The organism is Streptomyces sp. NPDC055254, from assembly GCF_053606025.1.
Window position 1 is genome coordinate 199,261 of record NZ_JBSGQV010000002.1, and the last position, 21,273, is coordinate 220,533.

23 protein-coding genes, 4 tRNA genes and 1 pseudogene are annotated in these 21,273 nt (G+C 70.9%); 6 read left to right on the top strand and 22 right to left on the bottom strand.

The genetic code is table 11. The features are described from left to right. Positions 1 to 592 precede the first annotated feature (592 nt). The 7 genes from rplL to ACWFQ8_RS03150 all read right to left on the bottom strand — a co-directional run bounded on the left by rplL (position 593) and on the right by ACWFQ8_RS03150 (position 5,024). A complete protein-coding gene (gene rplL / locus ACWFQ8_RS03120; protein WP_356525203.1) occupies positions 593 to 976 on the bottom strand; it encodes a 50S ribosomal protein L7/L12 in 384 nt (127 codons plus the stop codon). A 110-nt stretch (positions 977 to 1,086) separates the two neighbouring features. Continuing rightward, entirely contained in the window at positions 1,087 to 1,617 is a 531-nt protein-coding gene (gene rplJ / locus ACWFQ8_RS03125; protein WP_030710304.1) for a 50S ribosomal protein L10, read from the bottom strand. Between the two features lie 495 nt (positions 1,618 to 2,112). Beyond that, positions 2,113 to 2,841 (bottom strand): 50S ribosomal protein L1, encoded by a 729-nt coding sequence (gene rplA, locus ACWFQ8_RS03130; protein WP_053682631.1) that lies wholly within the window; start codon positions 2,839 to 2,841, stop codon positions 2,113 to 2,115. Positions 2,842 to 2,930: 89 nt separating this feature from the next. Beyond that, positions 2,931 to 3,365: a 50S ribosomal protein L11 gene (gene rplK, locus ACWFQ8_RS03135; protein WP_030710298.1), complete on the bottom strand. Its 435-nt coding sequence runs from the start codon at positions 3,363 to 3,365 to the stop codon at positions 2,931 to 2,933. 193 nt (positions 3,366 to 3,558) lie between these two features. Then, a complete protein-coding gene (gene nusG, locus ACWFQ8_RS03140; protein ID WP_453784435.1) occupies positions 3,559 to 4,479 on the bottom strand; it encodes a transcription termination/antitermination protein NusG in 921 nt (306 codons plus the stop codon). Positions 4,480 to 4,563: 84 nt separating this feature from the next. Continuing rightward, a complete protein-coding gene (gene secE / locus ACWFQ8_RS03145) occupies positions 4,564 to 4,845 on the bottom strand; it encodes a preprotein translocase subunit SecE (protein WP_384539873.1) in 282 nt (93 codons plus the stop codon). Between the two features lie 106 nt (positions 4,846 to 4,951). Further along, positions 4,952 to 5,024: transfer RNA gene (locus ACWFQ8_RS03150), tRNA-Trp, on the bottom strand. Positions 5,025 to 5,218: 194 nt separating this feature from the next. Between ACWFQ8_RS03150 and ACWFQ8_RS03155 the strand changes: the two genes are divergently transcribed. Both ACWFQ8_RS03155 and ACWFQ8_RS03160 read left to right on the top strand, forming a co-directional pair. Continuing rightward, the gene (locus ACWFQ8_RS03155) at positions 5,219 to 6,445 is read left to right on the top strand and encodes a pyridoxal phosphate-dependent aminotransferase (protein ID WP_453784436.1); all 1,227 of its coding nucleotides are present in this window, start codon (positions 5,219 to 5,221) and stop codon (positions 6,443 to 6,445) included. A 280-nt stretch (positions 6,446 to 6,725) separates the two neighbouring features. Next, entirely contained in the window at positions 6,726 to 7,745 is a 1,020-nt protein-coding gene (locus ACWFQ8_RS03160) for an adenosine deaminase (protein ID WP_453784437.1), read from the top strand. On the opposite strand, the gene ACWFQ8_RS03165 is transcribed toward ACWFQ8_RS03160, so the two are convergent. The 7 genes from ACWFQ8_RS03165 to ACWFQ8_RS03195 form a co-directional block, all read right to left on the bottom strand. Beyond that, on the bottom strand, positions 7,735 to 8,151 hold the full coding sequence (locus ACWFQ8_RS03165; RefSeq protein WP_453784438.1) for a hypothetical protein: 417 nt from the start codon (positions 8,149 to 8,151) through the stop codon (positions 7,735 to 7,737). The genes ACWFQ8_RS03160 and ACWFQ8_RS03165 overlap by 11 nt on opposite strands. A gap of 16 nt (positions 8,152 to 8,167) precedes the next feature. Further along, on the bottom strand, positions 8,168 to 9,283 hold the full coding sequence (locus ACWFQ8_RS03170) for a UDP-N-acetylmuramate dehydrogenase (RefSeq protein ID WP_453784619.1): 1,116 nt from the start codon (positions 9,281 to 9,283) through the stop codon (positions 8,168 to 8,170). A 254-nt stretch (positions 9,284 to 9,537) separates the two neighbouring features. After that, positions 9,538 to 9,966: a MaoC family dehydratase gene (locus ACWFQ8_RS03175; RefSeq protein WP_453784439.1), complete on the bottom strand. Its 429-nt coding sequence runs from the start codon at positions 9,964 to 9,966 to the stop codon at positions 9,538 to 9,540. Position 9,967: 1 nt separating this feature from the next. Further along, positions 9,968 to 10,420, bottom strand: a complete 453-nt coding sequence (locus ACWFQ8_RS03180) for an FAS1-like dehydratase domain-containing protein (protein ID WP_453784440.1) — start codon at positions 10,418 to 10,420, stop codon at positions 9,968 to 9,970. A 138-nt stretch (positions 10,421 to 10,558) separates the two neighbouring features. Continuing rightward, positions 10,559 to 10,723 (bottom strand): 50S ribosomal protein L33, encoded by a 165-nt coding sequence (gene rpmG, locus ACWFQ8_RS03185; RefSeq protein WP_006604855.1) that lies wholly within the window; start codon positions 10,721 to 10,723, stop codon positions 10,559 to 10,561. An 88-nt stretch (positions 10,724 to 10,811) separates the two neighbouring features. Further along, positions 10,812 to 10,884: transfer RNA gene (locus ACWFQ8_RS03190), tRNA-Met, on the bottom strand. 48 nt (positions 10,885 to 10,932) lie between these two features. Then, positions 10,933 to 11,005: transfer RNA gene (locus ACWFQ8_RS03195), tRNA-Thr, on the bottom strand. 340 nt (positions 11,006 to 11,345) lie between these two features. Between ACWFQ8_RS03195 and ACWFQ8_RS03200 the strand changes: the two genes are divergently transcribed. Both ACWFQ8_RS03200 and ACWFQ8_RS03205 read left to right on the top strand, forming a co-directional pair. Continuing rightward, on the top strand, positions 11,346 to 12,647 hold the full coding sequence (locus tag ACWFQ8_RS03200) for an amidohydrolase family protein (protein WP_453784441.1): 1,302 nt from the start codon (positions 11,346 to 11,348) through the stop codon (positions 12,645 to 12,647). A 53-nt stretch (positions 12,648 to 12,700) separates the two neighbouring features. Next, positions 12,701 to 13,357, top strand: a complete 657-nt coding sequence (locus ACWFQ8_RS03205; protein WP_453784442.1) for an SDR family oxidoreductase — start codon at positions 12,701 to 12,703, stop codon at positions 13,355 to 13,357. A 64-nt stretch (positions 13,358 to 13,421) separates the two neighbouring features. Here ACWFQ8_RS03205 and ACWFQ8_RS03210 read toward each other — a convergent pair whose 3' ends face one another. The 3 genes from ACWFQ8_RS03210 to ACWFQ8_RS03220 form a co-directional block, all read right to left on the bottom strand. Further along, positions 13,422 to 13,862 (bottom strand): DUF3574 domain-containing protein, encoded by a 441-nt coding sequence (locus ACWFQ8_RS03210; protein ID WP_453784443.1) that lies wholly within the window; start codon positions 13,860 to 13,862, stop codon positions 13,422 to 13,424. Positions 13,863 to 14,018: 156 nt separating this feature from the next. Further along, entirely contained in the window at positions 14,019 to 14,441 is a 423-nt protein-coding gene (locus ACWFQ8_RS03215) for a hypothetical protein (protein WP_453784444.1), read from the bottom strand. A 160-nt stretch (positions 14,442 to 14,601) separates the two neighbouring features. Beyond that, a tRNA-Tyr gene (locus ACWFQ8_RS03220) sits at positions 14,602 to 14,683 on the bottom strand. A gap of 200 nt (positions 14,684 to 14,883) precedes the next feature. On the opposite strand from ACWFQ8_RS03220, the gene ACWFQ8_RS03225 reads away from it, so the two are divergent. Further along, positions 14,884 to 15,372 carry a YajQ family cyclic di-GMP-binding protein gene (locus tag ACWFQ8_RS03225; RefSeq protein ID WP_453784445.1) on the top strand — a complete coding sequence of 163 codons (489 nt, stop codon included), beginning with the start codon at positions 14,884 to 14,886 and terminating at the stop codon, positions 15,370 to 15,372. A gap of 345 nt (positions 15,373 to 15,717) precedes the next feature. Continuing rightward, a pseudogene (locus tag ACWFQ8_RS03230) lies at positions 15,718 to 16,264 on the top strand (amino acid permease); the annotation flags it as partial. Positions 16,265 to 16,325: 61 nt separating this feature from the next. Here the strand turns inward: ACWFQ8_RS03230 and ACWFQ8_RS03235 are convergent. From ACWFQ8_RS03235 to ACWFQ8_RS03255, 5 genes are all read right to left on the bottom strand, one after another. Continuing rightward, positions 16,326 to 16,553: a hypothetical protein gene (locus tag ACWFQ8_RS03235; RefSeq protein ID WP_453784446.1), complete on the bottom strand. Its 228-nt coding sequence runs from the start codon at positions 16,551 to 16,553 to the stop codon at positions 16,326 to 16,328. 100 nt (positions 16,554 to 16,653) lie between these two features. Beyond that, positions 16,654 to 17,046: a YccF domain-containing protein gene (locus tag ACWFQ8_RS03240; RefSeq protein ID WP_453784447.1), complete on the bottom strand. Its 393-nt coding sequence runs from the start codon at positions 17,044 to 17,046 to the stop codon at positions 16,654 to 16,656. Further along, complete coding sequence (gene htpX / locus ACWFQ8_RS03245; protein ID WP_453784448.1) at positions 17,043 to 17,906, bottom strand: zinc metalloprotease HtpX; 864 nt, start codon at positions 17,904 to 17,906, stop codon at positions 17,043 to 17,045. Before htpX ends, ACWFQ8_RS03240 begins: the two co-directional genes overlap by 4 nt. A 204-nt stretch (positions 17,907 to 18,110) precedes the next feature. After that, positions 18,111 to 19,712: an NADH-quinone oxidoreductase subunit N gene (locus ACWFQ8_RS03250; RefSeq protein ID WP_453784449.1), complete on the bottom strand. Its 1,602-nt coding sequence runs from the start codon at positions 19,710 to 19,712 to the stop codon at positions 18,111 to 18,113. Then, complete coding sequence (locus ACWFQ8_RS03255; protein ID WP_453784620.1) at positions 19,709 to 21,262, bottom strand: complex I subunit 4 family protein; 1,554 nt, start codon at positions 21,260 to 21,262, stop codon at positions 19,709 to 19,711. Before ACWFQ8_RS03255 ends, ACWFQ8_RS03250 begins: the two co-directional genes overlap by 4 nt. Positions 21,263 to 21,273 lie beyond the last annotated feature (11 nt).

Below are 21,273 nucleotides of genomic sequence, written 5' to 3' on the forward strand. Positions count from 1 at the left end.
CGCGCGTACCGGTCCCAGCCGACACAGAAGACGTACGCTCCCGGACTGGCCGAAAGGGCCAGGTCAGGGCGGTCGATCAAGTGTGCTCAAGCGTGGGCATGCCCCTGGCGACGGGCAGGGGGCAGCTAACAGGCAGCGCAAAGGGTCAGTGTAGCCACTAGGCTCACTGATGTCCAGACCAGGTTTCCGGAAACCGGCAACAGGCCTTCCCCACGTCGTTCAAACCAACACCGTGTTCGTCCAACACTGCGTCCCGCACTTGCGTCCTGCGCCACGTCCCGCGCTGCGCCCGGCCCTGCGGCCCTCGCACACGGAGCGCGTATGAGTACTGCCCTCTTCGTAGCCGATCCATGCCTCGGATCTCGGATCGAGGCGGTCGACCTGGCGACGGGTCTGAGAATTGCGCGCCGCGTCCCGTTCGTCAAGGCCCCCTGCTCCGTGCGGATCATCTCCGGACCCTGCCACGGGGCAACGATGATCACCCTACTCCCCAACGAGACCAGGGCAAATCAGGCACAGCGGGTACGCCAAAGGGCGACCACCCTTACGGGTGATCGCCCTTGACCGGGGCCTCGGAGAGGCCCCGGAGGTGTTACTTGACCTCGACAGCCGCGCCGGCAGCCTTGAGGGACTCGGCAGCCTTGTCAGCGGCCTCCTTGGCGACCTTCTCGAGGACCGGCTTCGGGGCGCCGTCCACGAGGTCCTTGGCCTCCTTGAGACCCAGGGAGGTCAGCTCGCGCACGACCTTGATGACCTGGATCTTCTTGTCGCCGGCACCGGTGAGGATGACGTCGAACTCGTCCTGCTCCTCGGCGGCCTCGGCCGGGGCACCCGGGGCGCCCGGGGCGGCAACGGCGACGGCCGCGGCGGCGGTGACGTCGAACTTCTCCTCGAAGGCCTTCACGAACTCGGAGAGCTCGATGAGGGTCATCTCCTCGAACTGGGCGAGGAGGTCGTCCTGAGAGAGCTTCGCCATGATGGGCGATCCTTCCACTATTTCGGCAGGTGCCGGATGTATAGAGAGGCGGGCGTAACGGCCCGCTACGACCCGCGCGCTAGGCGGCGCGGATCAGTGCGCGAGCCGAATTACTCGGCACCGCCCTGCTCGGCGAGCTTGACGCGAAGCGCTTCCGCGGTGCGGACGAACTTCGACGGCAGCGCCTGGAAGAGCGAGGCAGCCTGAGACTGCTTGCCCTTGAACGCGCCGGCCAGCTTGCTGAGCAGAACCTCGCGGGACTCGAGGTCCGCAAGCTTCTTGATCTCATCGGCGGTGAGCGCCTTACCATCAAGGACACCCGCCTTGATGATGAGGTTCGGGTTGTCCTTGGCGAAGTCACGCAGGCTCTTCGCCGACTCCACCGGGTCACCGGTGATGAAGGCGACCGCGGTCGGACCAGCGAAGTGCTCGTCCAGCGCGGTGATCCCGGCCTGGTTGGCCGCAATCTTGGTCAGCGTGTTCTTCACCACGGCGTACTGGGCGTTCTCACCGAGCGAACGACGCAGCGTCTTGAGCTGCGCCACGGTGAGACCCCGGTACTCGGTCAGCACGGCGGCGTTCGAGCTCTGGAACTGGTCCGTGAGCTCGGCTACCGCGGCAGCCTTGTCGGGCCTTGCCATAGAGCGTCGGCCTCCTTCCGGGTGATGAGGACCGCTCAGAAGGGGCTGAACAAACGAAACGCCCCGGCGCAAGCGCACGGGGCGTAAGCTCGACCGAATTGCTCCGGGAGCGTATCCACGAACACCTGCGCAGGACGTCCGCATTCAGCGGATCCTTCGGCCACCGAAACCCTTGCGGGCACGGCAACGACCAGCGGTCTTTGGCTTCTGGAGAAGACTACGTGAAGGGGTCGAGCCAAGGCAAATCGCCTCCCGAGGGGCCCTCTCCGGCACGGTTCGGGACCGGAGGCCGGCCTCCCGGCCTCCTCCCGAGCTCCTCCCGACCCTCCGACTCCTCCGGCCCCTCCGACCACAGGTGGCGGCCCCCACCCGCTCCGGCAGCCCCGTCCTGCGGCGCGAGCGGCCCCGGGACACGGGAACGGGCCCCCCGCCACCCGGTGAAGGGGGCGAGGGGCCCGTTCGGCCGTTCAGGAGAGCCCGAGGGGCTCAGCCCGTTCAGACAGCAGCCGGGTCTTCCTCGACGAGGAGGTTCCGGGTGCGGTTGGAGTCCAGCTGGATGCCGGGACCCATCGTGGTGCTGAGGGCGGCCTTCTTGATGTAGCGGCCCTTCGCGGCGGACGGCTTCAGACGGAGGATCTCGTCCAGGGCCGCGCCGTAGTTCTCGACCAGCTGCTCATCGGAGAAGGAGACCTTGCCGATGATGAAGTGCAGGTTCGAGTGCTTGTCGACGCGGAACTCGATCTTGCCACCCTTGATCTCGGTGACAGCCTTCGCGACGTCCATCGTGACGGTGCCGGTCTTCGGGTTCGGCATGAGGCCACGGGGACCGAGCACGCGGCCGAGGCGGCCGACCTTGCCCATGAGGTCCGGGGTGGCCACCACGGCGTCGAACTCGTTGAGGCGGTTGCCCTTCGCGATCTCGTTGATCAGCTCGTCGTCGCCGACAATGTCGGCGCCGGCGGCTTCCGCGGCCGCAGCACGGTCACCGGTCGCGAAGACCAGGACCCGGGCGGTCTTGCCGGTGCCGTGCGGGAGGTTCACGGTGCCACGGACCATCTGGTCGGCCTTGCGCGGGTCGACACCCAGGCGGAAGGCGACCTCGACGGTGCTGTCGAACTTGGTCGCGGAGGTCTCCTTGGCGAGACGGACGGCCTCGAGCGGGGCGTACTGCTTCTCCCGGTCGACCTTGGCGTCCGCAGCGCGGAGAGTCTTGCTGCGCTTCACTTCTGCTCCTGTGTTGTGACTTCAGGCGTGGAGTCGTGGTGCGGACCAGCGCTTGGTCCTACCACTGGTGGTGCTGGGGGGTGGCTGGATCAGCCTTCGACCGTGATGCCCATCGAGCGCGCGGTGCCGGAGATGATCTTCACGGCGGCGTCGATGTCGTTGGCGTTCAGGTCGGGCATCTTGAGCTCGGCGATCTCCTTGACCTGGGCGGCCGTGAGCTTGGCGACCTTGGTCTTGTGCGGCTCGCCGGAGCCCTTCTCCACGCCTGCGTGCTTCAGGATGAGGCGCGCGGCCGGCGGGGTCTTGGTGATGAAGGTGAAGGAGCGGTCGTCGTAGACCGTGATCTCCACCGGCACGACCATGCCACGCTGCGACTCGGTCGCGGCGTTGTAGGCCTTGCAGAACTCCATGATGTTGACGCCGTGCTGACCGAGCGCGGGGCCGACCGGCGGAGCCGGGTTGGCCGCACCGGCCTTGATCTGGAGCTTGATGAGCCCCGTGATCTTCTTCTTCTTGGGAGGCATTGCTCTCTCCGGGTCCTAGTGAGAGTTTTTCGCCGCCAACCGGTCATCCGGATGGAGGCATACCGCACCACGATAACGGGTATCAGTGCGGGGCATAAAACCGAGCAGGTCAGACCGCCCTTGAGGGGCGATCTGACCTGTCCGGAAGCTGTGGCTCAGAAGCCGTCACTCACGCGAAGCGGATCAGCGCGGGTCAGTTCTTCTGGATCTGGTCGAAGCTGAGCTCGACCGGGGTCTCGCGGCCGAAGATCTCGACGAGGCCCTTGACCTTCTTCGAGTCGGGGTTGATCTCGTTGATGGTCGCCTGCAGCGTCGCGAACGGGCCGTCGGTGACGGTGACCGAGTCGCCGACCTCGAAGTCCAGGACCTCGATCGTGCGCTTGACGGCGGGCGCGGGCAGACCGGCCTCTTCCGCGGCGGCCTTGGCGGCCTTCTCCTGGGCCTCCGGGGCGAGCATCTTGACGATCTCGTCCAGCGTCAGCGGGTACGGGTCGTACGCGTTGCCGACGAAGCCGGTGACACCAGGCGTGTTGCGGACGACGCCCCAGGACTCGTTCGTCAGATCCATGCGGACGAGAACGTAGCCGGGCAGCTTGTTCTGCCGGACGTTCTTGCGCTCGCCGTTCTTGATCTGGACGATCTCTTCCTCGGGCACCTCGGCCTGGTAGATGAACTCCTCGACGTTCAGCGAGACGGCGCGCTGCTCCAGGTTCGCCTTCACGCGCTTCTCGTAGCCCGCGTAGGTGTGGATCACGTACCACTCGCCGGGAAGGAGGCGCAGCTCCTCGCGCAGGGCCTGGACGGGGTCCACGGGCTCCGCGGGCTCGGCGTCGGCGGCCTCTTCGGCCTCGGCCTCGGCGGACTCCTCGTCGGCGGACTCATCGAGTTCCGCGTCGACCTCGACCTGGTCGCCAGCCTCGGCGTCGGCCTCGATCTCGGCATCGGCCTCGGCGGACTCGACGTGCAGCGCGGCCTCTTCGGCGGCGACACCCGCCTCGGCGTCGGCGAGCTCGGCTTCGTCCGGGTCCACAGCGTCTGCCGCCTCGACGATGTCGAGCTCGTCCTCGACGGACTCGACGGAGTCGTGGCTCGCGTTCAGGTTCGGGTCAGACACGGTGGCTGCTTCTTCCTGGATACAAAAGGTGGTGGAACATGCGAAAACGGGCGGCACCCATCAAGGCGCCGCCCTCCGCGGGGATCAGCCGAAGACGAACTTGATGGCTTCCTGGAACCCATAGTCAATCACGGTCACCAGACCGATCATGATGACGACGAAGACAATCACCACGGTGGTGTACGTCGTGAGCTGATTGCGCGTGGGCCAGACAACCTTGCGGAGTTCCGCGACGATCTGGCGGTAGAACAGCGCGAGCCGGCCCAGAAGGCCCTTCTTGCCACGCTTACCGCCCTTGCGGGGCTTCTTCTCGCGCGTCTCGTCCTCGGCGTCAGGCATGTCGATGGAGCCCAGGGCGTCCGTCACGTCTCTCACCTGAATCCGGGTCGTGGCCGTACCGCGCCCGGTTGCGCCGCACGGCGTTGCATAGAAGTACGTACCTGCGCACACACGTCCGAGAAGGAGTGTGGAGCAGGGCCGGAGGGACTCGAACCCCCAACCGCTGGTTTTGGAGACCAGTGCTCTACCAATTGAGCTACGACCCTTTGCGTCCCTCAACCTACCGCATCCGGGCGAGTGCACGGAGTGCGCGCGCTCTGGAGCGACTGGTGAGGTCCAACGACAGGTGAGTGTACGTGGTCCGGGCCCTGACGTCGAACAGAACCCGATCCGGGGTCTCTGTCGTCCGGTCTCCGGAACGGAGTGCGGGCCCTGTTTGCGGTCTGGGACGATTGCCCCTATGACCTCTGCAACGCCTTCCTCCGAGCGCCGGGTGTCCGCCCGTATCGGCGCCATTTCCGAGTCCGCCACCCTCGCCGTCGACGCCAAGGCCAAGGCCCTCAAGGCCGCCGGACGCCCGGTGATCGGCTTCGGCGCGGGCGAACCCGACTTCCCGACCCCGGACTACATCGTCGAGGCCGCGGTCGAGGCCTGCCGCAACCCCAAGTACCACCGCTACACGCCGGCCGGCGGCCTGCCCGAGCTGAAGGCCGCGATCGCCGCGAAGACGCTGCGCGACTCCGGCTACGAGGTCGACGCCTCCCAGGTCCTCGTCACCAACGGCGGCAAGCAGGCGATCTACGAGGCCTTCGCGGCCATCCTGGACCCGGGTGACGAGGTCATCGTCCCGGCTCCGTACTGGACCACCTACCCGGAGTCCATCCGTCTCGCCGGCGGTGTCCCGGTCGAGGTCGTCGCCGACGAGACGACCGGTTACCGGGTCTCGGTCGAGCAGCTGGAGGCCGCGCGCACCGAGCGCACCAAGGTCGTCCTCTTCGTCTCCCCCTCCAACCCCACGGGCGCCGTCTACAGCGAGGCCGACGCCGAGGCGATCGGCCGCTGGGCCGCCGAGAAGGGCCTGTGGGTCCTGACCGACGAGATCTACGAGCACCTCGTGTACGGCGACGCGAAGTTCGTCTCCCTGCCCACGATCGTCCCCGAGCTGGCCGACCGCTGCATCGTCGTGAACGGTGTCGCCAAGACGTACGCGATGACCGGCTGGCGGGTGGGCTGGATCATCGGCCCGCGCGACGTCGTGAAGGCCGCGACCAACCTGCAGTCGCACGCCACCTCCAACGTCTCCAACGTGGCCCAGGTCGCGGCGCTCGCCGCCGTCTCCGGCAACCTGGACGCGGTCCACGAGATGCGCACCGCCTTCGACCGCCGTCGCCGGACGATCGTGCGGATGCTGAACGAGATCGAGGGCGTGGTCTGCCCGACCCCCGAGGGCGCGTTCTACGTCTACCCCTCGGTCAAGCAGCTCCTCGGCAAGGAGATCCGTGGCAAGCGCCCGCAGACCTCCGTGGAGCTCGCGGCGCTGATCCTCGACGAGGTCGAGGTCGCGGTCGTCCCGGGCGAGGCCTTCGGCACCCCGGGCTACCTCCGTCTCTCGTATGCCCTGGGCGACGAGGACCTGGTGGAGGGCGTCTCCCGCATCCAGAAGCTCCTGGCGGAGGCCAAGGCCTAGCCCCCGGCCCCACCCGACCCGAGCGGCGGCTCCCCCACAGGGGCGCCGCCGCTCCCCGTTCCCGGTCCGCACTCCCACCCCGCCGCCGTTCGAAGCGCGGAGCCTCACTACAGCCCCGCCGGCGTTTGAGGCGCGGGGCGCGGGGCGGAGCCCCGATCGTTCAGCCCCGCCGGCGTTTGAGGCGCGGGGCGCGGGGCGGAGCCCCGATCTCCCGTTCGAGCAAGCCCCCGATAGGTAAAACGCCCTCCCGCTCAGCGCGTGCGTACGGCAGGATCACCGGATGGAGCACGCACGCGATCTCACGCTTCTGCCGAAGGCCCACCTCCACCTGCACTTCACCGGTTCGATGCGACCATCGACCCTCCTGGAGCTCGCCGACAAGTACGGCGTCCGCCTGCCCGACGCCCTGACCGCCGACGAGCCGCCCAAACTCCGCGCCACCGACGAACGCGGCTGGTTCCGCTTCCAGCGCCTCTACGACGCCGCCCGGTCCTGCCTGCGCGAGCCCGACGACATCCGCCGCCTGGTGCGCGAGGCCGCCGAGGAGGACGTCCGCGACGGCAGCGGCTGGCTGGAGATCCAGGTCGATCCCACGTCCTACGCCCCGCTCCTCGGCGGGATGATCCCCGCCGTTGAGATCATCCTGGACGCCGTCGACGCGGCGTCCCGCGAGACCGGTCTCGGGATGCGGGTCCTCATCGCCGCCAACCGCATGAAGCACCCCCTCGACGCCCGCACCCTGGCCCGCCTGGCCGTCCGCTACGCCGACCGCGGCGTCGTCGGCTTCGGGCTCTCCAACGACGAACGCCGCGGCATGGCCCGCGATTTCGACCGGGCCTTCGCCATCGCCCGCGAGGGCGGCCTCCTGGCGGCCCCGCACGGCGGCGAGCTCGCCGGCCCGGCCTCGATCCGCGACTGCCTCGACGACCTGCACGCGGCCCGCATCGGGCACGGCGTACGGGCCGCCGAGGACCCCAGGCTGCTCAAGCGGCTCGCCGACCGCCAGATCACCTGCGAGGTCTGCCCGGCCTCCAACGTGGCCCTCGGGGTGTACCAGCGGCCCGAGGACGTCCCGCTGCGCACGCTCTTCGACGCCGGGGTGCCCATGGCGCTGGGCGCGGACGACCCCTTGCTGTTCGGGTCCCGGCTGGCGGCCCAGTACGAGATCGCGCGCCGCCACCACGGCTTCACGGACCCGGAGCTGGCCGAGCTGGCCCGCCAATCGGTCCGCGGTTCGGCCGCGCCCGAGGACGTGCAGGCCAAGCTGCTGGACGGGATCGACCACTGGCTCACCGGGTGAGCCGCAGGTCCCCCTCGTAGCAGTCGGCGCGCACCCGGCCGCCGTCCGGGAAGCCGATCTCCAGGTGGGTGCGGCCCTGCTCGGGCAGCGCGTACTCGGTGACGGAGGCGACCGTCTCGCCGAGGTGCCGCAGGAAGGGGTGGTCGCCGAGGTCCTCGCCGACCTCGATGCGCCCCCACTCCCCCATGTCGTACGGGTCGTGCGGCGCGGCGGACTCCACGATGAGGCACTGGTCGGACCCGGTGGTGATCCGGATGCAGTCGCCGACGCTGTCGATCAGCCAGACGTCGAGGGGAGCCTCGGACCGCTCGCCGTCGCTGATGTGCCAGGACGCGACGACTCTGCTGAGCGTGCGACCCACGAGACGGGTGGGGTCCGTACCGGCTCCGTGCAGGGGACAGAGCATGGGCGGCCGGGACTCCTCAGATGCTGACGCCGACCGTCACCGGCTCGTTGACCAGGGTGACGCCGAAGGCCGCGTGGACGCCCGCGACGACCTCGCGGGCCAGGGCGAGCAGGTCCTCGGTGGTGGCTCCGCCCCGGTTGGTGAGGGCGAGCGTGTGCTTGGTGGAGATGCGGGCCGGGCCGGTGCCGTAGCCCTTGGTGAAACCGGCCTTGTCGATCAGCCAGGCGGCACTGGTCTTCGTACGGCCGTCGCCGGCGGGGTACGCGGGCGGGGCGGTGTCGGGGCCGAGGCGGTCCTGGACGCGGGCGAGGAAGGCGGCGTAGGCCTCGTCGGTCAGGATCGGGTTGTGGAAGAAGGAGCCCGCCGACCAGGTGTCGTGGTCGGCCGGGTCCAGGACCATGCCCTTGCCCGCGCGCAGGCGCAGCACGGTCTCGCGGGCGGCGGCGGCGGGGACCCGGTCGCCGGCCTCGACGCCGAGGGCGCGGGCCGTCTCGGGGTACTTGATCGGCGCGGACAGGCCGCCGGCGTCCTCCAGGGCGAAGCGCACGCGCAGGACCACGTACCGCTCGGGCTGGTGCTTGAAGAGGCTGTCGCGGTACGAGAACGCGCATTCGGCGGCGGTCAGCGTGACCGTCTCGCGGCGCATGCGGTCGTAGGCGACGACCTCGGTGACGGTGTCCCGGACCTCCTGCCCGTACGCCCCCACGTTCTGGATGGGGGTCGCACCGGCGGAGCCGGGGATTCCGGCGAGGCACTCGATCCCGGCGAGGCCCGCCTCGACGGTGCGGGCGACGGCGTCGCTCCAGTTCTCGCCGGCCGCGAGCTCCAGGGAGGTCCCGTCGAGGACGAAGCCGGTGGTCGCGATGCGCAGGGCGGTGCCCTCGAAGCCCCGGTCGCCGATGACCAGGTTGCTGCCCCCGCCGATGATCAGGAGCGGGGTGCCGGCGGCGTCCGCGGCGCGCACGGTGGCGACCACTTCGGCGTCGGTGGTCGCGGTGACCAGCCGGGCCGCGGGGCCACCGAGGCGGAAGGTGGTCAGCGGGGCGAGGGGGGCGTCGTGGAGTTCCTGCACGTGGACAAGAGTACGGTCCGTACCCCTCGCATCCCTGCGGGGCCACGGACCGCGACTCAGCCGGTCGGGCGCTGCTGTTCGGCGAGGCGGCGCTCGGCCTCCTCCCACGTGATGGGCAGCTCGGCCGCCGGAACCGTCCAGAAGGTGAAGACCGACTCCTTCATGTGCGCGGCCGCGGCGCGGGAACCGGAGCGGTGGGGCTCGCTGCCGGCGAAGCGGTAGAGGGCGTCCCGGTCGCCCCGCCGCGGCTCGGCGCAGCGCCGGGGCGGGGGTCCGTGGGGCGGGCGAGCCCGGGGCTCCGACAGGAGCCGGGGTCAGGACAGGGCGACTACCGCGCGGGACATGCCGAGGACCTTCTGGCCCGCGCTCATCGCCGTCAGGTCGACCCGGACGCGGTTGTCGTCCAGCTTGACCGCCACCTTCGCCGTGACCTCGATCAGGCCGCCCCGCTCGTCGTTCGGGACCACCACGGGCTTGGTGAAGCGCACCCCGTACTCGACCACCGCGCCCGGGTCACCGACCCAGTCGGTGACGACGCGGATCGCCTCGGCCATCGTGAACATGCCGTGCGCGATCACGTCCGGCAGCCCGACCTCCTTGGCGAACTTCTCGTTCCAGTGGATCGGGTTGAAGTCGCCCGAGGCGCCCGCGTACCGCACGAGGGTGGCGCGCGTCACGGGGAAGGCGGCCGCCGGCAGCTCGGTGCCGACCTCGACGTCGGCGTACTTGATCTGCGCTGCCATGTCAGGCCTCCTCGGGGGCGCGGGAGACGAGCTTCGTCCACGCCGTCACCACGTGCTCGCCGGTCTCGTCGTGGACCTCGCCGCGGATGTCGATGATGTCGTTGCCCGCGAGCGACTTCACGGCCTCGATGGTGGAGGTCACCGAGAGCCGGTCGCCGGCGCGCACCGGGCGGGAATACGCGAACTTCTGGTCGCCGTGCACGACCCGGCTGTAGTCCAGCCCCAGCTGCGGGTCCTCGACGACCGCGCCCGCCGCCGCGAACGTGATGGCGAACACGAAGGTCGGCGGGGCGATCACATCGGAGTGGCCGAAAGACTTGGCGGCTTCGGGGTCGGTGTAGACGGGATTGGCGTCACCCACCGCAACCGCGAATTCGCGGATCTTCTCCCGGCCGACCTCGTACGGATCGGTGGGCGGGTAGCTCCGCCCCACGAAGGACTGGTCGAGAGCCATGACTCACTACCTCCTGATGAAGGGACATGAAACACACGAGAACGGGCGCCGGTGGCGGGCGCGAAAACGACACAAGGCCGCCCCCCGATGAAGGGGACGACCTCATGACGGTGCCTGTTAAACGAGACTTCGCTGGGGTCAGCGGGTCTCGCGGTGCGCGGTGTGCGAGTTGCAACGCGGGCAGTGCTTCTTCATCTCAAGACGGTCCGGGTCGTTACGCCGGTTCTTCTTGGTGATGTAGTTCCGCTCCTTGCACTCCACGCAGGCCAGCGTGATCTTCGGGCGGACGTCGGTGGCAGCCACGTGAGTGCTCCTTGACGGAATATGGGACGGATGAACGCATAAAAGAGTAGCCGATCGGGAGACCGACCCCGCAATCGGCTACTGTGTGTAGCGGCGACCGGACTTGAACCGGTGACACAGCGATTATGAGCCGCTTGCTCTACCGACTGAGCTACGCCGCTTTGATGTGATCAGCTCCCCACCCGAGGATGGGGGGCCTCTCTCACCAGAGCCCCAATGCGGAATCGAACCGCAGACCTTCTCCTTACCATGGAGACGCTCTACCGACTGAGCTATTGGGGCGAGCGATGAAGACATTACACGGTTGCCCGCCCATCGCCCAAATCCTTTGCGGTTGCTGGGCTCCGAGGGGGTCCGGATCTCCTTTCCGATCATCCCTCCGACGGCCGCGGGCCCCGTTTCGAGCCGGAATGTGCGCGGGCTCACACGCCGCGGCCACGGAGCGGGTCGCCGCCGGGCGCATCCGGGGGCGCCCGGGCGCGTGAGCACCACACCGGTACGACTATTGCGCTCTTCCGTGAAGCGGAGTGCGCCGCGCCCTAGGCTCTGAGCACGCTGCGTGATCTTGGGCCGCGCGCTGCGGCCGCGGCCCAGGAACCGCCCGAGCCACCGCAGGAGCGCGATGTCCGACAGCCAGCCGCAGCAGCCGTTCCACTCCCCGCGCAACGGCCGCGGTGAGGGCGGCGCCCACGGACCCGCACACGGCCGCGGTCACGACCGCGACCAGGGCACGACCCTGCTGCTCGCCGGCGCACGCCTCACCGACGGCCGCACCGTCGACGTCCGCCTGAGCGGCGGCCGCATCCAGGCCGTCGGCACCGCGGGCAGCCTCCCCGCTCCCGCCCTGTCCCGCGTGGACCTCGGCGGCTACCTGCTACTGCCCGCCCCCGCGGAGCCCCACGCCCACGGCGACACCGCGCTGACGGCGGACGGCGAGGGGCCCGTCTCGTACACCCCCGACGAGGTCCAGCGCCGGGCCACCGAATCGGCCCTGCTCCAGCTCGGCCACGGCGCCACCGCCGTGCGGTCGCACGTCCGGATCGCCGATGTGCACGGATTGGGCCCCCTGGAGGCCGTCCTGCAGGCCCGCCGTTCCCTGCGCGGGCTCACCGACCTCACCACCGTGGCCGTACCCCGCCTGCTGACCGGGGTCGCCGGCGCGGACGGACGCGCCATGCTGCGCGACGCGGTCAAGATGGGCGCCTCGGTGATCGGCGGCTGCCCCGACCTGGACCCCGACCCGACGGGCTTCCTCGAAGCCGTCCTGGAACTCGCCGCCGAGCACGGCTGTCCCGTCGATTTGCATACGGACGGTGACGACCCCGCCCGCCTCTGCCGCCTCGCGGCGATGGCCGGCGGGCTGCGCCCCGGGGTCACCGTCGGACCCTGCGGCGGGCTGTCCCGGCTCCCGCTGGACGTGGCGACCCGCGCCGCCGACCAGCTGGCCGCGGCCGGCGTGCGGGTGACCTGCCTGCCCCAGGGGGACTGCGCCGCCCTGGAGCGGCGCGGCCTGCGCACGGCGCCCGTACGGCTGCTACGGGCCTCCGGGGTGCGTGTGGCGGCCGGCAGCGGGGCCCTGCGGGACGCGGGGAACCCGGTGGGGCGCGGTGACCCGCTGGAGGCCGCGTACCTGCTGGCCTCGCAGGGCGGGCTCCGGCCGGGCGAGGCCTACGCCTGCGTCAGCGCAGCCGCCCGCGAGGCCATGGGCCTTCCGCAGGTGCGGGTGGAGGCCGGCTTCCCGGCGGAGCTGCTCGCGGTGCGCGGGGACCGGATCGCGGGCGTGCTGTCCCTCGCGTACAGCCGGATCGTGATCCACCGCGGGCGGGTGGTAGCCCGGACGAGTGCCGTACGGGAGTACTGCGACTCGGCCGTGGCGGTGGCCCTGGACCTGCCCCGGCAGGGCCGTACGGAGCCCGGACGCTGACGTTCGCCGTGCGTTCCCGGGCGCGGGCGCCCGTGTCGTCGTACCGTCGGGTCATGCGCATCGTCATCGCTGGTGGACACGGACAGATCGCGCTGCGGCTGGAGCGCCTGCTCGCCGCGCGCGGGTACGAGGTCGCGGGCATCGTCCGCGACCCGGCCCAGGGCGACGACCTGAGAGGGGCTGGCGCCGAACCGGTGCTGTGCGACCTGGAGTCGGCCTCGGTGGAGCACGTCGCGGGGATCCTGCAGGGCGCGGACGTGGCGGTGTTCGCCGCCGGCGCGGGTCCCGGCAGCGGTGTCGCGCGGAAGGACACCGTGGACCGGGGGGCGGCGGTGCTGTTCGCCGACGCCGCCGAACGGGCCCGAGTGCGCCGCTTCCTGATGGTCTCTTCGATGGGAGCGGACGCCCACCACGAGGGCGACGAGGTCTTCGACGCCTACCTGCGCGCGAAGGGCGAGGCCGACGAGCACGTCCGGACCCGGCTGGGTCTGGAGTGGACGGTGCTGCGCCCGGGTGCGCTGATCGACGACGCCGGCACGGGCCTGGTCCGTCTGGAGGCCCGTACGGGGCGCGGCCCGGTCCCGCGCGACGACGTGGCGGCGGTGCTCGCCGAGCTGATCGAGACCCCGGCGACGGCGGGCCTGACACTGGAGCTGGTCTCCGGCTCGACCCCGGTGGCGGTGGCCGTCAAGGACGTGGCCGGCAACTGAGGCGCCTCCCCCGGGGCGGGCGACCGCCCGGCCGGCGCCCCGCCCGGCACTCGGGCCGGGCGGTTCAGAACTCGGCGGTCAGTCTGTCGTCGGAGCGCCCGACGGAATCCTGCTGATACCGGTCCTCGTACGCGCGGCGGATCCGCTCGATACGGCCGCTGCGCTCGTCGGCCTCCTTCTCGGGGTACAGCAGCACCACCTCGTAGGAGGTCTCGCGCACGACGGAGCCGTCCTTCCCCCGCCACTGGCCGTACCCCTCGTGCAGGGTCAACCCCTCCGGGAAGGCGGGGGTGATCTCGCGGTCCAGGAAGCGCAGGAACTCCCCCTCGCCGATGGGGTCACGGCCGCCGGGGCGCTCGGTGCCGAAGTACAGCCGGGTCTCCTGGTAGGGGTCCCCCACCTGCGTGTCGAGGGCCGCCCCCACCAGGGCCGGGATGCCGGCGCCGAGCAGGGCGACGAGCACGCCGCCGCCGACCATTCCCCGGGTGTCAGATGTCCATTTCACGCCCGGTGAACGAACAGGAGACCCTGACGATGCGGTCGGGGGCAGGCCCGGGCGTCGAACGGCCGGCGGCGGAAGCGGCGCCGGCCCTTGCCCCGTACGGCGACCTGGATCGGGAGGGGCCGGGCGGTTCCCTCGACCGGTCCTGCCGGCCGGTGCTCACGGAGTCTCCAGCCGCCGGCGCCACCAGGGATCGTGCGGCGATGCCCAGGGGTCGTTGAGCGTGCGCGCCAGGAACCGCTCGTCCAGCGGCGCGAGCACGGCGCGCAGCTCCCGCCGGGCCCGGGGCGAGAGGAGGTGGCACATGACCTCCAGCGTGCCGCGGCAGTAGCCCACCGAGTCGCAGCACCCGAGGTATTCGTCGACGGCCGGATAGATGACCCGGGGCCCGCGCCGGTACACGGTCCGGCGCCAGTGGTTCAGGGCCCGGTACGTCGCACCCTGCCAGTACCGGACGCGCTCCACCCGGTGGATCTCGGCGACGGTGCGGGCGGAGACCCGCGGGATGACGCCGCGCTCGCCCTTGGGGGACGCAGGCGCGGGCAGGTCTCTCCTGACCTGCGAGGGTGCCTTACGCGGCATGTGCCTTTCGGCTGGTGCTGATCATGCGCCCAGCATGCCGGACCCCTCGTGCGCGGACCACCGCTTTTGCGCCCGGGGCCGTACCCGCAGGCGACCGCTCGCGGCATGCGAGAAGACCCCCGTCACTGCGCTTCCGCAGTAACGGGGGCCTCACATCGCGTGGCGGCGCCAGGGTTCGAACCTGGGTAGGCTGAGCCGGCAGATTTACAGTCTGCTCCCTTTGGCCACTCGGGCACACCGCCAAGAGACGCTGCCATTTTTTCCGCCTCGCGGCGGCGCTCCCTGGCAACGACGTAAACGATACCTGATGCCCGGGGGTGGTTCGCCACCGGATTGATCAGCCTTCCGGGTGGGCGCGGTGGCTAGGCTTTGCGGAGCGGTCCGGGGATGTCCGGCCGCGCCCTCCGGGGCCGTCACTACCGACTTCAAGGAGCCACAGCACATGGCCGACTCCAGTTTCGACATCGTCTCGAAGGTCGAGCGGCAGGAGGTCGACAACGCCCTCAACCAGGCCGCCAAGGAGCTCTCGCAGCGCTACGACTTCAAGGGCACCGGCGCGACCATCAGCTGGTCCGGCGAGAAGATCCTGATGGAGGCGAACTCCGAGGAGCGCGTCAAGGCCGTCCTCGACGTCTTCGAGACGAAGCTGGTCAAGCGCGGGATCTCGCTCAAGGCGCTGGACGCCGGCGAGCCGCAGTTGTCCGGCAAGGAGTACAAGATCTTCGCGACGATCGAAGAGGGCATCTCCCAGGAGAACGCCAAGAAGGTCGCGAAGATCATCCGGGACGAGGGTCCCAAGGGCGTCAAGGCCCAGGTCCAGGGCGAGGAGCTGCGCGTCAGCTCCAAGAGCCGCGACGACCTGCAGGCCATCCAGGCCCTCCTCAAGGGCAAGGACCTGGACTTCGCGATCCAGTACGTGAACTACCGCTGACCTCAGGTCCCGACCTGACTCCACGCCGGCCCGGCGGTCTTCACCGACCGCCGGGCCGCGGTGGTTCACGGGGGTGCGGTGGTGTGCCCGGGCCGTGCGCGGCCTGCCCGCGCTCGGGGTGCTGGTCCTTGCGGCCGGCCTGGTCCAGCTGGGCATGGGGGTGCTCCGGCTCGGGCGGTGGTTCCGGGCGACCTCCCTGGCCGTCGTGCACGGGATGCTCGCCGGGCGGGATCGTGCTGATCGCGGGGCAGGTCTACGCCCTGAGCGGGCTGGAGGCACCGGGGCAGATCCTGGCCGAGCCGGCGGGGCTGCACGAACTCACGGCGCGGGCCGAATGCGGGGCAGGGGATCGCCCTGCTCGGGTACGCCGACGTGGGTGGCGGCGTTGTCGGCGCTGGGTGCGGAAGGGTGGGCCCGGTCGGCGGCCCCGCTCGTGGACGCCGACCGGGCGGCCGGCCGGCCCGAACTGGCCCCGGCCGTCCGGGTGGGCGCGCCCCTCGCCGCGCCGGGCTCACTGCTCGCCCTCGTACTCGGGGTGTCGCGGACGGCCCTGGCGATGACCCGAGGCGGCCACCTCCCCCGTGCGCCGGCCTTCGTACACCTCCGGCATCAGGTGCCGCGCCATGCCGAACCGGCCGTGGGTGCGGTCGTGGCGGTGCTCGCGGCCACCGCCGATCTGCGGGGTGCGATCGGTTTCTCTTCCTTCGAGGTGCCGGTCTCCTACGCGATCGCGAACGCCTCCGCGTGGACTCTCGATTCAGCTGTCAAGGGTCGGGCCGTGGCAGCCCTCGGGCTGTCCGGCTGTGCGGTGCCGGCCGCGAGGCTGCCCCTCGCGTCGGCCGTCGTGGGGGCCTCGGTACTGGCGTTCGGGGCACTTAGATCCGGGATCTGAACTCGACCCAGGGGCGCGGTTCCACGTCGCCCTCCTCCCCCGGGCCGGACTCCTCGCAGAATCAGGCAGCGGCAGCAGGCCGTACTCCGGCCCGAACCCGCCGTGACCCACGCGGGTGCAGAGCGCGCCGAGCAGCGGCGGCGCGGTGGCCGAGTATGCCCTCGGCCCGGGCGATCTCCCCGGCGCCCAGCGGCGCGGGCAGGGTGCTTCCGCGCCCGGGCGCTGACGTGCGCACGCGGTCCGCGACGTGCTCGGCGACTTGCTCCAGCAACTGCTCGGTCTCGTTCATGCCTTCATGGTGAACGAGACCACCGACAGCGCGCTCCCCCTGTGGACAACTCGGCTGTGGACAACTCGACCGAGGACGGCAAGCGCGTACCGAGCCTCCGTCAGCGGGCGGCGAACGGCGCGTCGGTCGGGACGATTTCACGGCCCAGCGGCAGCAGGGAGAGCGGGACCATCTTGAAGTTGGCGATGCCGAACGGGATGCCGATGATCGTGACGCACAGCGCGATGCCCGTCACGATGTGGCCCAGGGCCAGCCACCAGCCCGCGAGGACCAGCCACAGGACGTTGCCGACGCAGGAGCCGGCGCCCGCGTCGCGGCGCTCGACCGTGGTGTAGCCGAAGGGCCACAGGGCGTAGACGGCGATGCGGAAGGCGGCGATTCCGAAGGGGATGCCGATGATGGTGATGCAGAGGATCACACCGGCGAGGCAGTAGCCGAGGAACAGCCAGATACCGCTGAGTACGAGCCAAATGACGTTCAGAATGGTGTTCACTGCCGGCGGCCTGCCATCTGTTCGAGCCGGGCGATGCGCTCGGCCATGGGGGGGTGGGTCGAGAACATCCTAGAAAGGCCCTCGCCCGGACGGAACGGGTTGGCGATCATCATGTGGCTCGCGGTCTCCAACCGGGGCTCCGGCGGCAGCGGGAGCTGCTTGGTGCCCGCGTCGAGCTTGCGCAGGGCGCCGGCGAGGGCGAGGGGGTCCCCGGTGAGTTGGGCGCCGGAGGCGTCCGCCTCGTACTCGCGCGAGCGGCTGATGGCCAGCTGGATCACGGAGGCGGCCAGCGGGCCCAGGATCATGATCAGCAGCATGCCGAACAGGCCGGGGCCCTCGTCGTCGCTGGAGCGGCCGACGGGAATGAGCCAGGCGAAGTTCACCAGGAACATGATCACGGAGGCGAGGGCTCCGGCGACCGACGAGATCAGGATGTCGCGGTTGTAGACGTGGCTGAGCTCGTGTCCGATCACGCCGCGCAGCTCGCGCTCGTCGAGGAGGCGCAGGATGCCCTCCGTGCAGCAGACCGCGGCGTTGCGCGGATTGCGGCCGGTGGCGAAGGCGTTGGGCGCCTCGGTCGGCGAGATGTACAGGCGCGGCATCGGCTGGCGCGCGGACGTGGAGAGCTCGCGCACGATGCGGTAGAGCGCGGGTGCCTCGAACTCGCTGACGGGGCGGGCGCGCATCGCGCGTAGAGCCAGCTTGTCGCTGTTCCAGTACGCGTACGCGTTCGTCCCGAGGGCGATGAGGACGGCGACGATCAGGCCGCCCCGTCCGAAGAAGCTGCCGATGGCGATGATGAGTGCGGACAGGCCGCCGAGGAGTACGGCGGTCTTGAGCCCGTTGTGCCGGCGGTGCACGGTACGCCCTCCTTGTGGTGCGGCAGGGGAGCCCCGTCAGGGTCTGAGGGTCTACGGTCCAGTGGACCCTCCCTTCCTGGTCAACGCGAGGTGAGGGCGTCTGGTTCCCGGCGCACGGCCGCCCCGCCCCCCGTGCGGCGGGGGTGGCGGGGCGGCTGTCGGCGTTGCTCCGTACGGGTTTCGGCCGTGCGGGCGCGGGACCGGTCACTGCGGGAAGAGGCTGCCCGAGGCGAAGCGCAGGACCAGCTGCGGGGCGCCGGAGAGCACGACCGCCGTGGCCGCGGTGAGCACGATGGCGGCGGTGACCGGCCAGGGCGCCTTCGTACGGGCTCCCGCGGCGGCCCCGGCTCCCGCGGTGGCTCCGGTGGCCGCGGTGGCTCCGGTGGCCTCCTGCGGGGTACGGAAGAGCAGGGCCGTCCAGCGCAGGTAGTAGTACAGGGCGACGACGACGTTGACCGCCATGACGACGGCCAGCCAGCCCAGGCCCGCGTCGACGGCGGATCGGAAGACGGTGACCTTGGCGAAGAGGCCGATGATGCCCGGCGGCAGGCCGGCCAGGCAGAGCAGGAAGAAGGCCAGGGAGAGGGCGGCCAGGGGGCGCTCGGCGTACAGGCCGCGGTAGTCGCTGATCCGGTGGAGGGGCTTCGTACGGGCGACGAGCGCGGCCACGGCGAAGGCGCCGAGGTTCACGGCGGCGTACATGAGGGCGTAGGCGACGGTGGCGCCGATCTGGTCCCGCCCGGAGTACGCGGCGGCGGCGATCGGGACGAGCAGGTAGCCCGCCTGGCCGACCGAGGACCAGGCCAGCAGCCGCACGGCGCTGTTCGGGCGGTCGGCGGACTGGCGCAGGGCGCCGGCGTTGCCCACCGTCATGGTGAGTGCGGCGAGGACGGCGAGGGCCGGGCCCCAGATGTCGGAGTACGCGGGGAAGGCGATCACCGTGACGAGGACGAGGCCGGTGAAACCGACCGCCTTGCCGATCACCGAGAGGTACCCGGCGATGGGCAGCGGGGCGCCGACGTAGGTGTCGGGGACCCAGAAGTGGAAGGGGACGGCCGCGGTCTTGAAGGCGAAGCCGACGAGGGTCAGCGCGACACCGGCCATGGCCAGGGTGTCGAGCTGCCCGGGGACGTCTTCGAGCCGGTCGGCGACCTGGGTGAGGTGCAGGGATCCGGTGGCGGCGTAGACGAAGCCGACGCCGAGGAGGGAGACGGCGGTGGCGGTGACGGAGGAGAGGAAGAACTTGAGGGCGGCCTCGGAGGAGAGGCGGTCGCCCCGGCGCATTCCGACGAGCGCGAAGGCGGGCAGCGAGGCCACTTCGAGGGCGACGATCAGGGTGGCGAGGTCCCGGGAGGCGGGCAGCAGGGCCGCGCCGGCGGCGGAGGAGAGCAGCAGGAACCAGTACTCCCCGGCGGGCATGCGGGTCTCGCGGACGGCGGTGACCGACAGCAGCGCGGTGACCAGGGCGCCGGCCAGCACCAGGAACTGGACGACGAGCGTGAAGTGGTCGGCGGTGTAGCTGCAGGCGGTGGGGTCGCCGGTCAGGCAGAACGTGGTGCGGTCGCCGGCGCGCAGCGGCAGCAGGGTGGCGGTCGCGGCGGCCAGGCCGGCCACGGAGATCCAGCCGAGGAGCGGTTTGCGGCGCTCGGGCACGAACAGGTCGGCGACCAGGACGGCGAGGCCGACGACGGCGGTGACGACCACGGGTGCGATGGCCTGCCAGTCGACGGACTGGACCAGGTCGGGCGTCTCGGCGGCGGGGCCCGACGCGAGCGTCAGGGCGGTCAGGGCCGTCATGGCCGTCATGAGTTGCCTCCTGCGAGGAGCTTCTGGACGGCCGGGTCGGTGAGGCCGAGGAGGACCGCGGGCCAGAGGCCGGCGAGGACGGTGAGGACCACGAGCGGGGTCCAGGCGGCGAACTCGTAGCGCCGGATGTCCGCGACGGCGGGCTCGGGATGGGCTTTCGGGTCTCCCATGCAGACGCGCCGTACGACGATCAGCAGGTAGGCGGCGGTGAGCAGGGTGCCGAACGCGCCGAGGGCGGTGTACGTGAGGAAGGCGGGCCGGGAGAGGCCCTCGGCGGGGTCGAAGGCGCCGAACAGGGCCAGCATCTCGCCCCAGAACCCGGCCAGGCCGGGCAGGCCGAGCGAGGCCACGGCGGCGAAGGCGAGGAAGGCGCCGAAGCGGGGGGCGCGGCCGTAGAGGGCGGCGCCGGTGGCCCCGGCGAGGGTGTCGAGGTCGGCGGTGCCGTAGCGGTCCTTGAGGGCGCCGACGAGGAAGAAGAGGAGGCCGGTGATCAGGCCGTGGGCGACGTTGGCGAAGAGCGCGCCGTTGACGCCGGTGGGGGTCATGGTCGCGATGCCGAGGAGGACGAAGCCCATGTGGCCGACGGAGGAGTACGCGATGAGGCGCTTGAGGTCGCCCTTGTTGCCCCTGCGGGCCAGCGAGAGGCAGGCGAGGGAGCCGTAGACGATGCCGACGGCGGCGAAGGCGCCCAGGTAGGGGGCGAAGGCGGCCATGCCGTCGGGGGTGGCGGGGAGCAGGATGCGGACGAACCCGTACGTGCCCATCTTGAGCAGGACCCCGGCGAGCAGGACCGAGCCGACGGTGGGAGCGGCGGTGTGGGCGTCCGGGAGCCAGCTGTGCAGGGGCCACATCGGGGTCTTCACGGCGAGGCCGACGCCGATGGCGAGGACGGCCAGGAGCTGGGTGGTCCGGCTCAGTTCGCGGCCGTTGTCAGAGGCGAGTGCCACCATGTCGAAAGTGCCGCTTTTCAGGCCGATCAGGAGCAGACCGAGCAGCATGACCACGGAGCCGAGGAGGGTGTAGAGGATGAACTTCCAGGCGGCGGCCTGCCGCTGAGCACCGCCCCAGCGGGCGATGAGGAAGTACATCGGGATGAGGACCATCTCGAAGGCGAGGAAGAAGAGCAGCAGGTCGAGGACGGCGAAGGTGGCGAGGGTGCCGGATTCGAGCACGAGGAGCAGGGCGACGAAGGCCTTCGCGGAGGGGCCCGCGGGGAGCTTGAAGTAGCTGTAGAGCGCGCAGAGGAAGAACAGCAGCGCGGTCATCAGGAGGAGGGGGAGCGAGATGCCGTCGATGCCGAGGTGGATGCGGACGTTCAACGCCTGGATCCAGCTGATGTCCGTCGTCGCCTGGAAGCGGGACGGGGCGTGGTGGTCGAAGCCCAGGGTGAGGGCGATCGCCGCGGCGAGGATCACGCCGGTCACGGTCACGCCGTGGCGCAGGACGGCCTGTTCGGGGCTGCGGCCCTTGAGGCCGGGCGGGGGCGGCAGGAGGGCCGCGGCGGCGCCCAGGAGCGGTGCGGCCACGATGAACGCCAGAAGGAACTGCATCACGGACGGGC